Below are 14521 nucleotides of genomic sequence, written 5' to 3' on the forward strand. Positions count from 1 at the left end.
GCGCGGGCGGTTTGTTTATGGTGAGCATGCTTTGATAAAAATCAAAAGTGCGTGCGCTGTGTCCGATTGTCAGACCTCGTATATTGAAACAGCCGCTTCGAAGGATGGTAGTAAGGTTCGGGAGGCGGCGGGGCAAGGTCACACCGGTCAGAATTGAAGCCATCGAGCTTGTGGGTCAGAAAGGTGGCCTTGCCTACTTGTTCATCTAGAACGCCGGACGGTATCTTAGGTCATCCTTATTGGTAAGCCTGCATACGAGAAAGGTGGATGAGATGAATACGCCAGTTGTGGGAATTGACGTTAGTAAGCGCAAGCTGGATGTAGCCCTGTTCGTTGATGGAAAGATCAAGGCCAAGGTCGTTCCTAATTCGCCCGATGGCTTCACGGACCTGGAAGGCTGGTTGATCAAGCAAAAGATCGACCTTTCCCGCACCCATGTCTGCCTCGAGTCGACGGGTATTTACAGCGAGCCAGTGGCGCTATTCTGGTTCGACCGGAACATCAAGGTTAGCTTGGTGAACCCCAATTGTATTAAGAGCTTCGGCAACAGTGAAAATTTGCGTAACAAGAACGATCAGATCGATGCGGGACTGATCGCTCGCTATTGCGCGGCCATGGCGCCGCCGTCGTGGCAAGCCCCTCCACGCGAGCAACGCCAGCTGCGCGCATGGAGCAACCGGCTAATCGCCCTGCAGGACATGCGCCAGCAGGAGATGAACCGGCTCGAGGTGCATGAGGTGGCAGAGCAACACGAAGTTATCAGCCATGTTCGTGACCATATCAAGTGGCTCGATGCGCAAATCGCGCAGATTGAAAGCGATATTGACGACCATATTGACCGGCATCCCGGCTTGAAACGGGATGCGGAACTCATCGAAAGTATCCCCGGCCTAGGGCGCACCACGGCAGCCAAAATACTGGGCCATATCGGCGATGTGCGCCGTTTTGAGAGCGCAAAGGCCTTTGCAGCCTTTATTGGTGTCACGCCGCGTCAGCGTCAATCAGGCAGCTCGGTACACGGCCGCACGATGATGTGTCGGATGGGAAACAGCCAATTGCGGGCCGCTCTATTCCTCCCCAGCCTAGTGGCGAAGCGCTGCAACCCGATTTTGCGAACGTTTGCTCATCGCTTGGAGGCAAACGGCCTCGCCAAGATGGCCGTCGCCGGTGCACTCATGCGCAAGCTTGCACACCAGGTCTATGGCGTGGTGAGGTCTGGCAAGCCCTTCGACCCAAACTTCCTAGAGAAAGGGCTTGCTATTCAAGACGGTATCTGACCCCGAATTTCATCACCAGAACTTCCACCAGCGCGGGGCCTTGAACGCCATCAGGGGGATGCTGGCCGGGTCCAGCAGCGATGGGCCGTTGTCGCCTTCCAGCTGGTAGCCGAACAGGTCTTCCAGCGCTGCTTCACCCAGGTCGAGCGGGTGGAAGGGCAAGGGGTAGGTGTCGGGCTCGTCGTCTGCGGGGTCGATGGCGGGAAATTTGCCGGCCCAGTAAGGCAGCTCGAACGCGCGCCGTTCGCCCAGGTCCTCGATCACGCCCCCATCCGGCGTCACGCTCAGTGAGCGCTGCCACTGGCCGTCTTTCCATATCGCGTAGGCGAACCAGTCCACCACGCTGTACATGATGTGCAGGTAGACCGTGCGTCCGCCTGCGTATTCCAGGAAGCGCGGATCGAGCTGGCTTGGGTTGTCGATCGCCAGTTCGCCGGCGGCCACGATGGACAGGCCGGGGAAGCACGCCAGCCGCACATCGCGCCCGTGCGGGCAGGCGCGGGCCAGCGTTTCGTCCTGCTGCGGCGTGTAGCGTTTGCCCGGGAACAGCTGCTCCAGCATGGCCTGGCTGGCCGCGCGGTCGAGCACCGGGCGGGCGCGCAGGATGGCAGCCGGTTCGCTTTCCGCATACATCAACATCCAGGTTTTCGCGCCCATGCTTTCCCCTTAGTCCACATTGAAAAAAGCATATCATGATAAAGGCTTGACGCGATTGCGACAGTTGTCACATACTATCGCCATTCGTCACATAAGCCGTCATGCCATGCCTATCCCATCCACTCCCGAACTCTGCGTACTGAAAGCACTCTGGCGCCAGGCGCCATTGAGCGCGCGCGAAATCCACGACGCGGTGGAGGAGGAACTGGGCTGGTCCTTTTCCTCCACCCGCAAGACCGTGGAGCGCATGATGGAAAAGCAGATGGTGGCGCAGCACGTGCGCCATGGCGTGCAAGTCTACGAAGCCCTGCTCGACAAGGTGGAGACGCTGGCCGCCTACGCCCACGATTTCGGCACCCGCATCATGGAGCTGGAGACGCCGCTGCCGGTCAACATGTTCGCCGGCAGCAAACTGGTGGATGCCAGCGAACTGGCGCAGCTGGAGCAAAAGCTGTCCGACTGGCCCGATGAGGAGGACGGCAAATGAGCGGGCTCGAACTCCTGACCATGCGCTTCCTGCTGGCCAGCCTGGGCTGCCTGGCTGCCGGCTTGAGCGTGTGGACCATCTGCGCCCTGCTGCGGCGCTGGCTGCCGGCGCTGGCCATGCAGCGCAGCCTGTGGCTGCTGGGCCAGTGCACCGTGCTGGCCATCTTCGTGCTGATGCTGCTGCCGCACAGCCAGCGCGTGCGCCTGATCCCGCCGCTGGAAGCTGCCACGCGCACCGTCACTGCCTACCTGCCGCCTGCCAGCGCGTCCACCCTGCCTGCCAGCATGGATGCGCCCGCCGCCGCCACGCCGGCATGGTCGCCGCGCGTCCTGCTGCTGCGCGCCGCCCAGGCCTGGCTCGGCATCTACCTGCTTGGCCTGGCCTGGTCCATCGCCCGCCTGTGGCGCGCGCAGCGCCTGCTGGACAGCCTGGCTTTGGGCGGCGCCCCGGCGCCTGCGCACGGCGGCGCTGCAACGCTGGAAGTGGATGCGCCGATTTCGCCCATGCTGCTTGGCCTGTTCAAACCGCGCCTGCTGCTGCCGCGCCACCTGCGCCAGTTCGACCCGCTGCAGCGGCAGATGATCGTGGAGCACGAGCTGACCCATTTGCGCCGGCACGACCTGCAATGGATGACGCTGGGCGTGCTGCTGCAAACCCTGTTGTGGTTCAACCCTTTCATGCGCCTGCTGCGCAACAGTCTGACCTGGGCCCAGGAACTGGGCTGCGACCGCGACGTGCTGCGCGGCCGTCCGGCGGCGCAGCGCAAGGCGTACGCTTCGGCCCTGGTGGCGCAGCTCAAGCTGCAGCACCTGGCGCCGCAGGGCGCGCTGGCCTTCGGCAGCATCGATGCCAACACCCTGGGCGAACGCGTGTCCCTGATCCGCAGCCCAGGCAACGCGCGCCGCGCCATGTGGGCGCGTGCCGCCACCGTGGCCGCGTTGGCCGCTATCGCCGGCGGCAATTTCGCGCTGCAGCCGGCGCTGGCGTGGAGCGTGTCCCCTTCCGCCCAGTCGATGGCGGCGCTGGACTGCACCACCTTCGTTGACGCCGCCAGCGGCCAGGCGCTGCTGCGCGAAGGCGATTGCGCCACCCGCATCACGCCCGCATCGACCTTCAACATCCCCGTCAGCCTGATGGGCTATGACAGCGGCTTCCTGCGCGACGAGCACACGCCCAAACTGCCCTACCGCGCCGAGTACAACACCTGGAACCCGGACTGGAAGCGCGACATGGGTCCGCGCGACTGGATCCGCTATTCCGCCGTCTGGTACGCGCAGCAGGTGACCGCGCAGCTTGGCCAGGCGCGCTTCGACCGCTACGTGCAGGGCTTCGGCTATGGCAACCGCGATACCAGCGGCGATGCGGACAAGGACAATGGGGTGACCTGGTCCTGGCTCGGCTCTTCGCTGCAGGTTTCGGCCGACGAGCAGACCGCCTTCCTGCGCAAACTGGTGCGCCATGAGCTGCCGGTTTCAGCGCGTGCGGTCGAGCAGACGGCAGCACTGCTGCGCCTGGACGACCTGCCGAACGGTTGGCGCGTATACGGCAAAACCGGCACCGGCGCCCCGGTCGGTGCCGACGGCAAGGACGACTACTCTCGTGCCTACGGCTGGTTCGTGGGCTGGGCCACCAACGGCAAGCGCACGATCGTGTTCGCCCGCCTGGCGCAGGACGAGAAGAAGGAAGAAGGCGCCGCCGGCCCGCGCACCAAGGAAGCCTTCCTGCGCCAGCTGCCGGCGCAACTCGCCAAACTCTAACCAAGGACTTCATCATGAATCGAAGAATTCTCGCCCTGCTGGCAGGGCTGGGCCTCCCTTTGCTCGCGCATTCGGCGGAACACTGCCTGGCCATGGCCGATGCCGCCACCGGCAAATGGCTGGTGCATGAAGGCGTATGCGGCAAACGTCTGCCGCCCATGTCCACTTTCAAGCTGCCGCTCGCGCTGATGGGCTATGACGCCGGCGTGCTGTGGGATGAGCAGGCGCCCGTTCTGCCCTTCAAGCAAGGCTACGTCGACTGGCGCCCGGTATGGCGCCAGCCGCACGGCCCCGCCACATGGATGAAGGAATCCGTGGTCTGGTACTCGCAGCAAATCACGCTGCAGCTGGGCGCCGAGCGCTTCGCCGCCTACACGCGCCGCTTCAATTACGGCAACGCCGACGTCAGCGGCGATCCGGGCAAGGACAACGGCCTGTCCGATTCCTGGCTCGGCTCCTCGCTGCGCATTTCGCCGGACGAGCAAGTGGCCTTCCTGCGCCGCGTGCTGGCGCGCGACCTGGGCCTGAAACCGCAGGCCTACGAGATGACGGCCGCCCTGGTGAAATGGCCGCAGCAAGTCGGCGGCTGGCAAGTCTACGGCAAGACCGGCAGCGGGCGCGAAGTTGGCTGGTATGTCGGCTGGCTGGAGCGCGATGGTCGCCGCCTTGTGTTTGCCCAGGCTGGCGGCGACAGCGGCATGGACCAGCGCGACGCCTTCCTGGCACGCCTGCCACGCCTGGCACCCTGAGCCGCCGGCCCCATACGCGGGGTCGCCTTCCCACTTGATCTATATCAAAAGTTTCGCAGTCGTTTTGATATGGCGCAGATCTTTCCAAATATTTGACCTGCGTCAATTCAATAACATGCATATGAAACATATGATTTAGCTGTCAAACGGCACAATCCCGTGCCGGACAAACCTGTGAGAAGAAAATGAAACCGACCTTGATGTCCAAAGCCATCGCAGCGCTGGTGATCGGCGCTGCCACCCTGGCGCCAGCTTACGCACAACACGGCCAGCACGGCGGCAACGGCAGCACCGCCGTCAAATACCGCCCGGACGTGACTTACACCCTGCGCACCGATATCGCAGACGGTAAGCTGGTATTCGTGAGCGACTCCGGCGAGACCAAGGGCAAGGCCAACCCGACCTTGCGCGTGCCGGTCGGCGCCGTGGTGCAGATCAACCTGGTCAACGGCGACGGCGCCATCCACGACATCTCCGTACCTGAATTCAAAACCAAATCGAACCAGCTGAAGGACAAGGGCGCATCCACCGCCATCGTCTTCAAGGCCGACAAAAAAGGCGAGTTCACCTATATCTGCACCCTGCCCGGCCACGTGGCGGCAGGCATGATCGGCAAGATCATCGTGGGCGACGTCGAAGCCAAGGCCAAGCCGCAGGGGGCCGACGTCTCGCAGAACCCGATGGCAGTCGGCACCCCGGTCGGCAAGCGCGGCCCGCAGACCGTCAACGTCAAGCTGGACACTACTGAAATCGTCGGCCAGCTGATGGACGGCACCACCTACAAATACTGGACCTTCAACAGCAAAGTGCCAGGCCCGTTCATCCGCGTGCGCGTGGGCGACACCGTCAACGTCGACATGTCCAACGCCAAAGACAGCGAAATGATCCACTCGGTGGACTTCCACGCCGTGACCGGCCCAGGCGGCGGCGCTGCGGTGACCCAGGCAGCTCCAGGCAGCACCAAGAGCTTCACCTTCAAGGCCATCAACCCCGGCCTGTACGTCTACCACTGCGCCACCCCGATGGTGGCCCAGCACATTTCCAACGGCATGTACGGCATGATCCTGGTGGAACCGGAAGGCGGCCTGCCGAAGGTGGACCGCGAGTTCTACGTGATGCAGGGCGAACTGTACACCGCGCAGAAGCACGGCACCCCTGGCGAAGCCGAATTCTCGCTCGACAAGCTGCTGGCCGAACAGCCTGAACACCTGATGTTCAACGGCACCCATGACGCGCTGACCAAGACCCACCGCATGGAAGCCAAGGTTGGCGAAACCGTGCGCATCTTCTTCGGCGTCGGCGGCCCTAACGCCACCTCCAGCTTCCACGTGATCGGCGAAGTGTTCGACCGCGTCTATAACCTGGGCGACCTGACCTCGCCACCGCTGCAGAACGTGCAGACCACCACCGTGGCTCCGGGCGGCGCAACGATGGTGGAGTTCAAGGTCGAAGTGCCGGGCCGCTTCATCCTGGTCGACCACGCGCTGTCGCGCATGGAAAAAGGCCTGGTTGGTTTGCTGCACGTGGTTGGCAAGGAAAATCCGGAAATCTTCCGCACCAACAGCAAGCCTGACGGCGATTCGGGCCACTAAGCAGGAAACAGCCCGACATAAGCGTAACCAGACAGGACCCCCAGCCGGGGGTCCTTTTGCCATTTCAGGAGAACCAATATGCCAAGCCCCAAAATCGACCCCCGCGAGTTCCTCAAGCGACTGCCCCTGTTCGCAGACCTGTCGCAAGAGGAGCTGTCGCTAGTGGCTGCCGGCACTACCGAGCATCACATTCCACGCGGTAGCGCAGTGTTCCAGCGTGGCGATCCGTGCATCGGATTCCACATGGTCATCTTCGGCCAGGTCAAACTCAGTTTCCTCTCAGCCCAGGGCAATGAAAAGATCGTCGAGATCATCGGCCCCGGCCACAGCTTCGGTGAAGCCTTGATGTTCATGGAAAAGCCCTACATCGTCACCGCCCACGCAGTCAGCGATTGCATGCTGCTGCACATTTCCAAGCACACCGTGTTCGCCGAGCTGCAGCGCAACCCGCAGTTCGCGCGCCGCATGCTGGCCGGCATGAGCCGCCGCCTGCATGGCTTGATTTCGGATGTGGAAGCCTACTCGCTGCGCTCAGGCAGCCAGCGCATCATCGGCTACCTGTTGAAGGATGATGATGCAGGCGATGGTTCGGAGATCACGCTGGCGGTCAGCAAAAAGCTGCTCGCCTCGCGTTTGAACCTGACGCCGGAGTACTTCTCGCGCGTGCTGCACGAGCTGGCCGACCAGGGCATGATTGCCGTGAACGGCCGCCAGATCAAGATTCTGGATGCGGCGCGCCTGCGAGCTTACGAAGGGTAAACGCCGCCAGCGCCAGGTCGAAACCCAGGCGCATGCAGGCCACCGCCAGCACCGCACCCGCGAGCTGGGCCAGCCAGCCGGGTGCGAAGGCGGCGCCCAGCAGCAACAGCACGCTGGCGGCGTGCCAGGCCAGCTGCACGCGCGGCTCGCTGTCCGGCATCAGCTGGCGCACGCCCGGCACGTCGCAACCGGCGTGCTGGCCGTGGTACCACAACAGGAACGGCACGATCTTGTACAGCATGCCGTTCACCGCCGACATGGCGAAGCCGGCGATAAACAGCACACCCAGAACCAGCGACCTGTCCCCGCCCTTCGGGCACAGGAATACCAGCACGCAGGCCAGCAGGGAGCCCAGCGACAGCCACCAGTACCAGGTCGACACATCGGCCGCGCGTTTGCGGCGCTTCAGCAGCAGTATGGTGTAGACGGCGAACAGCGCCAGGCAGACGGCCACCAGGCCGGCGCCGATCCATTGCCATGGCTGCTCCAGCAGGTAGCCGGCGGTCCACAGCGCCAATCCGGCCAGGCAAAGCGGCGGCAAGGCAAACGCCAGCGGGCGCGGGAACAATTGGGTGGACTGGAACATCGGCACCACCTGGAACACCACCGACACCACCAGCACGCCGACCCAGCCCACCAGGGCCCAGGCGGCATGCACATTGGTCCAGACGGTCGGCTGCAGGCGCAGCGCGCCCACCAGCACCGCCACCAGCGTCAGGCCGATGGCAACCGCGCAGCCCAGCGCCAGCACCGCCTGGCGCATGCCCGCCACCACCGGCAGCGCGGCCGGCGCCGAGCGCTGCGCCAGGGCGCGCGCCAGCACCGCCACCAGCAGCGCAAAGGCGCCCGCCAGCAGCATGCCGCCGGCGCGCAGGCAGAGCGGCCAGCCGCACAGGAAACCGCAGGCCAGCAGCAAGGTACCGCCGCCCAGCGCGCCCCAGATCGCCGGCGCCAGCCGGCGTGCCCAGTGCAGCTCCACGCCCGCCACCACCGGCACCATCTGCAGCAGCGACCCTGCCATAGCCATGCCCAGGTAGCCAAGCGTGAGCAGATGGGTGGCTGCCAGCGTGGCCGGCGCCCAGCGCGTGGTCATCGCGTCCGCGCCGTGCCACACCAGCAGCAGGCCGGCCAGGGCACCAAACCAGGGCGCCACCAGCAGGAAGCGCAGCGGCAGCGCCAGCCCGGGCGTATGCTCGAATGCCAGCTTGCGTTGCATCAGTTGGCTTGGGTAATCAGGATTTCGTAGGTGTAGTTGTCGCGCATCGAAGTGGCGTAGCGGTAGCCGTTGTTCTTCAGGATGCGGTACAGCGGCACCGGCTCGCGGTCGATGACCATGCGGATATGCTGGCCGGGTTGCAGCTGGTCGAGCGCTTCCAATACGCGCTCCATCGGTTCGGGCGGCACCATGCCGCACAGCTCCAGGACAATTTCAGGCGCACTCATGATGGTTCCTTCAGAGTAGGTCCGCCAGGGTCTGGCGGTCGAGATGGCCGAGGTAGGCCTCGGTCGCCTTGCGGATGCCTTCCTGCAGGCGGCAGGCGCCGCTCAGCTGGCAGGTGTTGCGCGTGGCGTTAAAACATTCAACGATGGTGAAATCGGCTTCGGCCAGGCGCACCACGGCGCCCACCGAAATCGAAGCCGGCGGCTGCGCCAGGCGCAGGCCGCCGGCCCGGCCGCGCCAGGTGGCCACCAGCCCGGCCTGGCCGAGCCGGTGTGCCACCTTGCGCAGGTGATGCTCGGAGATCGCGTGTGCCTGGGCGATCTCCTGCACGGTCACCAGCCTGCCCTGCTGCCGGCCCAGGTACATGAGCAGGCGCAGTGCGTAGTCCGTGTGACCGGTCAGGCGCATGGCTTAGTTCTCCAGCACGGCGCCTTCGGCAACGGATTCCTCCTGCTTCGCCTTGCCAACCAGGCGCAGGGCGAACAGGGCCAGGAACACGCAGCCAACCGCGAACACCACGTCGCCCGGCACGCGCAGCCAGACCGCGGTTTCCATGAAGGCGGAGTGCACCACCTCAGGCGAACGGGCGTACCACATGCCCTTGGTGATCGAGGCCACGGCCTGGTAGATACCGGCTGGGACCAGGGACATGAACACCATCATGGCCAGGCCGATATTCATGGTCCAGAACATACCGGCCAGCAGTTTGTCGGACCAGGCCAGGCGATCCACCAGGCCGCGCAGGCAGAACAGCATCAGGCCGATACCGAGCATGCCGTACACGCCGAACAGCGCAGCGTGGCCGTGGGCGGCAGTCATGTTCAGGCCCTGCATGTAGTACAGCGCGATCGGGGTGTTGATCGAGAAGCCCAGCAGGCCAGCGCCCACGGTATTCCAGAAGCCGACGGCGATGAAGCACAGGATGGCCCATTTGTAAGCACCCAGCCACGGAGCGGCTTGCGAACGCTTGTAGTTGCGATAGGCTTCGATACCGATCAGCGACAGCGGAACCACTTCCAGCGCGGAGAACATGGCGCCGATGGCGATCACCGAAGTCGGCGTACCGGTGAAGTACAGGTGGTGCAAGGTACCCAGGATGCCACCGAACAGGAACACGATGGTTTCCAGGATGATGGCGCTATTCGCCGACGCGGCGCGGATCAGGCCCAGGCGGGTGAACAGCAGCGCGATGACAGCGGTAGCGAACACTTCGAAGAAGCCTTCCACCCACAGGTGGACCAGCCACCAGCGCCAGTACTCGACCATCGAGTAGTGGGTGCTCTTGCCCCAGGTCAGGGACGTCGCATAGAAGCCGCCGATGCACAGTGCAGCCAGGAACACCATTGCGATGATCCCACGGCTTTCCGATGGGGTTTTCAGTGCCGGCCACAGGCCGCGACCAAGCAGGAACGCCCAGAACAGCAAGCCGATGAACAGCAGGATCTGCCACACGCGGCCCATGGAGGTGAACTCCAGGCCCTGGTTACCCAGCCAGAAAGCGAAGTCGGTGCCTTTGTGGCCCAGCACGCCCAGCCAGCCGGTGGCGGTCGAACCAACCACAATGAACAGCAGCGCGTAGAACAGCACGTCGGTGCCCAGCTTTTGGAACTTGGGTTCCACGCCGGAGATGGCAGGCGCGATATACAGGCCGGTCGCCAGCCAGGCGGTCGCAATCCACAGCACGGCGAACTGGGTGTGGATGGTGCGGCTGACGGTGAACGGCAGGATTTCTGCCAATGGGAAGCCGAAGAAGCTGGTGCCTTCCACTGCATAGTGGGCGGTGATGATGCCCATGCCGACTTGCGCCAGGATCAGGCCGACGACAACCAGGAAGTACTTCTTGGTGGCCTTCATGGAAGGCGTGGCTTTCAGGCTGAACAGCGGATCGTTCTTCGGCGGCACAGGATCTTCTTCTTCCTTGTGCATGCCGTGGTAGAACAGCATGCCGGCGATGGCGCCGATCATCAGGATGACCGAAGCAATCGACCAGATGCCGGCGCCGGCGCTCGGCGTGTTATCGACCAGCGGTTCGTGCGGCCAGTTGCTGGTGTAGCTCAGGCCAGTTTCGCCCGGACGGTCGGCAGCGGCAGCCCACGAGGACCAGAAGAAGAAGCCCGACAGCGCAGCGCGGTCATTCGCTTCCGGCAGCGCGTTCGGGGTCATTGCATACTGCTCGCGCAGTTTTGCATATTGCGCTTCATCGCCGAACAGGCCGGTGTAGTGGGCCGCCACGATACGCACTGCTTCAGCGCGGATGGCGGACAGCTTCACTTCATTGGTGTCGGCGTTGTAGGTGTTGGTGCGCAGTTCGGCTTTCACCAGGGCGTCAACGTGGGCCTTGCCGCCCGCTTCCAGCTGGGCGTAGTCCTTGTTGAAGTTTTTGCGCGCGAACAGGTCCTGCAGGGCGACCGCTTCGCGGTGCAGCCAGTCAGCCGACCAGTCCGGCGCCAGGTAGGAACCGTGGCCCCAGACGGTGCCCAGCTGCTGGCCACCGGCCGACAGCCAGGCGCTTTGGCCGTGCTTCACCTGGTCAGGGGTGTAAAGCACGGCGCCAGTCTCGTCGACCACTTGCGCAATCGGCGGCGCTTTCAAATAGATTTCGCGGCCCACCCAGCCTAGCACCGTGAACGATGCAAGGCAGATAATGGCGAGCCACGTCCATAACTTCTTAGTGGCGTGCATGATAGCTCCTTTTGTGGTGTTTCAAATGTATGTTTTTAGCCAGAATACAGCCGCCACCCGGGCAGCTCACATGATCCAGGTCAAGTGTTAATTAATGGCCGCCGCAGCCGCCACAGCAGGTCTGGCTGCGTTGCGTTACTGGTGCATAGCCGTTTTCTTCCAGCACTTTGCCCAGGTGGTGGATGCTGGTCAGGGAATCGTCGAAGGCGATTTCGACATGTGCGCCGCCGGCTGGCGCGTGCACGCCGCGGATGCCGGGGACGGTGCGCAGCAGTTCAAGGACTCGGGTGACGTTGGCTGCGTCCAGGATGGAAGCTAATTGGAAAGAGTGATGCATTTGTAATTCCTCCTCGGGGTAGTTGTGGGAGGAAGTGTAGGGAGCCGCGCTGTTTGCGTCCTTGACGCAGCTTAAGCAAAACCCGGTGAGGCGGTGTCTGACACAAGTATCAGACACCCAACGGTCTCAAAGGCGGGGGCGGGTTCAAGGCTTTTGACTGTTCACGAAGGTCCAGGACTTTAAACCAACGCCAATGTCCGCCGCGCAGACAGGGGTCTGACCCGCAGGGTCAGACCCCGCCCTACCGGGTTTCAGCCGCAGCCCCCCATATAGTGGCACTCCACGCAACGCGTGCACCCATCCACCTTATGCAGCGCCCGCGCCCCGCATTCCGGGCACTTGCCCGCCGACTGCACCGGCGCCGCGCCGGCCGCCGTCATCGCCTCCGGCGCCCCATGCCCAGCCTCGCCCCGCATCGCGAACTGCGCCGCCAGCTGCGGCACCGGCACCTGGTTGCCGTAGGCATCCAGGAACCCGCGCCGGATCAGGATCCGCTGCAAGGTGAACGCAATCGCCGCCACCTCGGAATCGTGGTACACCGGCACCTGCACCCCATCCTCGCGCGTCAGCAAGCCGCAGCGCACCGGCCCCTTCTCCCACGCCACCTCCCGCATATCGGCCAGCGCCTTGGCGATCGAACTGCCGGCCCGCGCCGCCATCGACAGCAAGCGCATGGACGAAGTAATCCACTGCTGCCCGTCGCTGCGCTGGTTGGCCGGCATGAAGAACTCGAACGGCCGCTCAATGCGCACCGGCGCCCCATCCAGCACGCCGTCCACGGTGATGAAGCTCACCGTCAGGTAAGCCGCCTTCTTGCCCTCCTGCGTCCAGTACTCCACTTTGGAGGTCACCGACTCCAGCTCCCCCAGCGGACGCCCATCGAAGCGCTTGCGCAGCGGATCATCGTCGCGCACAGCGGGCGCCGCCCCTGCCGCCGCGGACGTCGGCTCCGGCGCCACGCTCAGCACGCTGCCCGTCACCGAATTCGGCCGGAACGTCGCCAGCCCCTTCAAGCCCGCCTGCCACGCCTCCGTGTACAGGTCCTTGAAGTCCTCGAACGGATAAGCCTCCGGCACATTCACGGTTTTCGAGATAGCAGTATCCACGAACGGCTGCACCGCCTCCATCATGCTCACATGGTCCAGCGCCGCCATATCCAGCGCCGTCACGAACTGCGGCGGCAGCTGTTCCATGTCGAAGCCCATATGCCGATACAGGCGCCAGGCATGGTCCGCCACCTCATAGAAACGCGACGACCCATCCGGCATACGCTTGCGGCGCTGGTACACCCACGAAAACGCCGGCTCGATGCCGTTGGAAGCGTTGTCCGCAAAGGCCAGCGTAATCGTGCCGGTCGGCGCGATCGACAGCAGGTGCGAATTGCGGATGCCATGCGTGGCGATCGCCTCGCGCAAAGCCTTCGGCAGGCGCCGCACGAAATTGCCCTCCAGGTACTTGTCCTTATCAAACAAAGGAAACGCGCCCTTCTCCTGTGCCAGCGCCACCGACGCCGTGTACGCCGCATCGCGCAGCGCCTCCGCAATGCTGGCCGCCATGGCGCGGCCATGGGCCGAGTCATAGCGCAGGCCCAGCATCACCAGAGCGCTGCCCAGGCCCAGGAAACCAAGGCCTATCCGGCGCTTGCCGGCCCCCTCCTCCGCCTGTTGCGGCAGCGGCCACTGGGTCGCATCCAGCGCCAGGTCCAGCATGCGCACGCCGACGCCGGCCACGCGGCGCATGGCCTCGTAATCAAACTCCGCCCGCTCGCTGAAAGGGTGGCGCACGAAACAGGTCAGGTTGAGCGAGCCCAGGTCGCAGCAGCCGTAGCCCGGCAAAGGCTGCTCGCCGCACGGATTGGTGGCGCGCAAAGTCTCGCAATAATAAAGATTGTTCTCCGCATTGATGCGGTCCACGAACAGCACGCCCGGCTCGGCGTGGTCGTAGGTGGACGCCATGACCTTGTCCCACAGCTCGCGCGCGGCAACGCGGCGGTACACCCACAGCCCGTCCTCGCGCTGGCTGGCGCCCGCCGCCAGGTCCTCATCGCCCGGTTCCACCTTGTGCACCAGCTCAAACTGGCCATCGGCCGCCAGCGCCTGCATGAAGGCATCCGTCACGCCGATCGACAGGTTGAAATTGCGGAAGCCGCCATCGTCCTTGGCGGCGATGAAGCGCTCGATATCGGGATGGTCGATGCGCAACACGCCCATCTGCGCACCACGGCGCGCGCCCGCCGATTCCACGGTCTTGCAGGAAGCATCGAATACTTCCATATACGACACCGGCCCGGAAGCGCGCGACTGCGTGCCCTTCACCTTGGCCCCGGCCGGACGGATGGCGCTGAAATCGTAACCCACGCCGCCGCCGCGACGCATGGTTTCCGCCGCCTCCGCCACGGCCGTGTAGATGCCCGGCAGCCCGTCCGCCTCGCCGGTCACGGAATCGCCCACCGGCTGCACGAAGCAGTTCATCAAGGTAGCTTTCAGCCCCAGCCCGACCGCCGAATTGATGCGGCCCGCCGGCACAAAGCCATGCTCCTGCGCCCACAGGAACTGCTCCTCCAGGCCGGCGCGCAGCTCGGGCGCCTCCAGCGCCGCCAGCGCCTGCGCTACCCGGCGCCGCACATCGATGATGTCCTGCTCCTCGCCCTTCGCATATTTTTCGCGCAGCACGTCCAGCGAGATTTCCTGCGGCGGCATCGGGTTGCCGAACATTTTGTCGTTTGCATTCATTTAGTGATAGTCCTGCTCAGGTTAAACTGAGCCTGACTATCCCCGAATGCC

13 protein-coding genes and 1 pseudogene are annotated in these 14521 nt (G+C 64.2%); 7 read left to right on the forward strand and 7 right to left on the reverse strand.

Annotated features, from left to right (window positions below; all coding sequences use genetic code 11):
- Positions 1 to 272: 272 nt before the first annotated feature.
- On the forward strand, positions 273 to 1277 hold the full coding sequence (locus ACE3TQ_RS23320) for an IS110 family transposase (protein WP_374585505.1): 1005 nt from the start codon (positions 273 to 275) through the stop codon (positions 1275 to 1277).
- A gap of 12 nt (positions 1278 to 1289) precedes the next feature.
- Here ACE3TQ_RS23320 and ACE3TQ_RS23325 read toward each other — a convergent pair whose 3' ends face one another.
- On the reverse strand, positions 1290 to 1934 hold the full coding sequence (locus tag ACE3TQ_RS23325; protein ID WP_374585507.1) for a hypothetical protein: 645 nt from the start codon (positions 1932 to 1934) through the stop codon (positions 1290 to 1292).
- Positions 1935 to 2040: 106 nt separating this feature from the next.
- Here ACE3TQ_RS23325 and ACE3TQ_RS23330 point away from each other — a divergent pair, with 106 nt between their 5' ends.
- From ACE3TQ_RS23330 to ACE3TQ_RS23355, 6 genes and pseudogenes are all read left to right on the forward strand, one after another.
- A complete protein-coding gene (locus ACE3TQ_RS23330) occupies positions 2041 to 2421 on the forward strand; it encodes a BlaI/MecI/CopY family transcriptional regulator (protein ID WP_374585509.1) in 381 nt (126 codons plus the stop codon).
- 20 nt (positions 2422 to 2441) lie between these two features.
- Positions 2442 to 3287: pseudogene (locus ACE3TQ_RS23335) on the forward strand (M56 family metallopeptidase); the annotation flags it as partial.
- Positions 3288 to 3434: 147 nt separating this feature from the next.
- Positions 3435 to 4178 carry a class D beta-lactamase gene (gene blaOXA / locus ACE3TQ_RS23340; protein ID WP_374585555.1) on the forward strand — a complete coding sequence of 248 codons (744 nt, stop codon included), beginning with the start codon at positions 3435 to 3437 and terminating at the stop codon, positions 4176 to 4178.
- 14 nt (positions 4179 to 4192) lie between these two features.
- The gene (gene blaOXA / locus ACE3TQ_RS23345) at positions 4193 to 4927 is read left to right on the forward strand and encodes a class D beta-lactamase (protein WP_374585511.1); all 735 of its coding nucleotides are present in this window, start codon (positions 4193 to 4195) and stop codon (positions 4925 to 4927) included.
- Positions 4928 to 5112: 185 nt separating this feature from the next.
- Positions 5113 to 6519: a copper-containing nitrite reductase gene (gene nirK, locus ACE3TQ_RS23350; protein ID WP_374585513.1), complete on the forward strand. Its 1407-nt coding sequence runs from the start codon at positions 5113 to 5115 to the stop codon at positions 6517 to 6519.
- Positions 6520 to 6597: 78 nt separating this feature from the next.
- Positions 6598 to 7278, forward strand: coding sequence for a Crp/Fnr family transcriptional regulator (locus ACE3TQ_RS23355; RefSeq protein WP_374585515.1), 681 nt, complete (start codon positions 6598 to 6600; stop codon positions 7276 to 7278).
- Here the strand turns inward: ACE3TQ_RS23355 and ACE3TQ_RS23360 are convergent.
- The 6 genes from ACE3TQ_RS23360 to ACE3TQ_RS23385 form a co-directional block, all read right to left on the reverse strand.
- Positions 7235 to 8494 carry a hypothetical protein gene (locus ACE3TQ_RS23360; RefSeq protein WP_374585517.1) on the reverse strand — a complete coding sequence of 420 codons (1260 nt, stop codon included), beginning with the start codon at positions 8492 to 8494 and terminating at the stop codon, positions 7235 to 7237. The genes ACE3TQ_RS23355 and ACE3TQ_RS23360 overlap by 44 nt on opposite strands.
- The gene (locus tag ACE3TQ_RS23365; protein ID WP_374585519.1) at positions 8494 to 8721 is read right to left on the reverse strand and encodes a DUF2249 domain-containing protein; all 228 of its coding nucleotides are present in this window, start codon (positions 8719 to 8721) and stop codon (positions 8494 to 8496) included. The genes ACE3TQ_RS23360 and ACE3TQ_RS23365 overlap by 1 nt, the downstream gene beginning before the upstream one ends.
- Before the next feature lie 10 nt (positions 8722 to 8731).
- Positions 8732 to 9127, reverse strand: a complete 396-nt coding sequence (locus ACE3TQ_RS23370) for an Rrf2 family transcriptional regulator (RefSeq protein WP_374585521.1) — start codon at positions 9125 to 9127, stop codon at positions 8732 to 8734.
- A gap of 3 nt (positions 9128 to 9130) precedes the next feature.
- Positions 9131 to 11401, reverse strand: coding sequence for a nitric-oxide reductase large subunit (locus tag ACE3TQ_RS23375; protein ID WP_374585523.1), 2271 nt, complete (start codon positions 11399 to 11401; stop codon positions 9131 to 9133).
- Between the two features lie 91 nt (positions 11402 to 11492).
- Complete coding sequence (locus ACE3TQ_RS23380) at positions 11493 to 11738, reverse strand: hypothetical protein (RefSeq protein ID WP_374585525.1); 246 nt, start codon at positions 11736 to 11738, stop codon at positions 11493 to 11495.
- Positions 11739 to 11989: 251 nt separating this feature from the next.
- A complete protein-coding gene (locus tag ACE3TQ_RS23385; RefSeq protein WP_374585527.1) occupies positions 11990 to 14470 on the reverse strand; it encodes an adenosylcobalamin-dependent ribonucleoside-diphosphate reductase in 2481 nt (826 codons plus the stop codon).
- Between the last annotated feature and the right edge of the window lie 51 nt (positions 14471 to 14521).

It is taken from the genome of Pseudoduganella sp. (assembly GCF_041914865.1).
Lineage (GTDB): Bacteria > Pseudomonadota > Gammaproteobacteria > Burkholderiales > Burkholderiaceae_D > Rugamonas.

Coding starts and splice junctions, on each gene's coding strand:
- ACE3TQ_RS23375 (WP_374585523.1), bottom strand. CDS start 11,401: ATGCACGCCACTAAGAAGTTATGGACGTGGCTCGCCATTATCTGCCTT.
- ACE3TQ_RS23330 (WP_374585509.1), top strand. CDS start 2,041: ATGCCTATCCCATCCACTCCCGAACTCTGCGTACTGAAAGCACTCTGG.
- ACE3TQ_RS23385 (WP_374585527.1), bottom strand. CDS start 14,470: ATGAATGCAAACGACAAAATGTTCGGCAACCCGATGCCGCCGCAGGAA.
- ACE3TQ_RS23320 (WP_374585505.1), top strand. CDS start 273: ATGAATACGCCAGTTGTGGGAATTGACGTTAGTAAGCGCAAGCTGGAT.
- blaOXA (WP_374585511.1), top strand. CDS start 4,193: ATGAATCGAAGAATTCTCGCCCTGCTGGCAGGGCTGGGCCTCCCTTTG.
- nirK (WP_374585513.1), top strand. CDS start 5,113: ATGAAACCGACCTTGATGTCCAAAGCCATCGCAGCGCTGGTGATCGGC.
- ACE3TQ_RS23380 (WP_374585525.1), bottom strand. CDS start 11,738: ATGCATCACTCTTTCCAATTAGCTTCCATCCTGGACGCAGCCAACGTC.
- ACE3TQ_RS23355 (WP_374585515.1), top strand. CDS start 6,598: ATGCCAAGCCCCAAAATCGACCCCCGCGAGTTCCTCAAGCGACTGCCC.
- ACE3TQ_RS23365 (WP_374585519.1), bottom strand. CDS start 8,721: ATGAGTGCGCCTGAAATTGTCCTGGAGCTGTGCGGCATGGTGCCGCCC.
- blaOXA (WP_374585555.1), top strand. CDS start 3,435: ATGGCGGCGCTGGACTGCACCACCTTCGTTGACGCCGCCAGCGGCCAG.
- ACE3TQ_RS23325 (WP_374585507.1), bottom strand. CDS start 1,934: ATGGGCGCGAAAACCTGGATGTTGATGTATGCGGAAAGCGAACCGGCT.
- ACE3TQ_RS23360 (WP_374585517.1), bottom strand. CDS start 8,494: ATGCAACGCAAGCTGGCATTCGAGCATACGCCCGGGCTGGCGCTGCCG.
- ACE3TQ_RS23370 (WP_374585521.1), bottom strand. CDS start 9,127: ATGCGCCTGACCGGTCACACGGACTACGCACTGCGCCTGCTCATGTAC.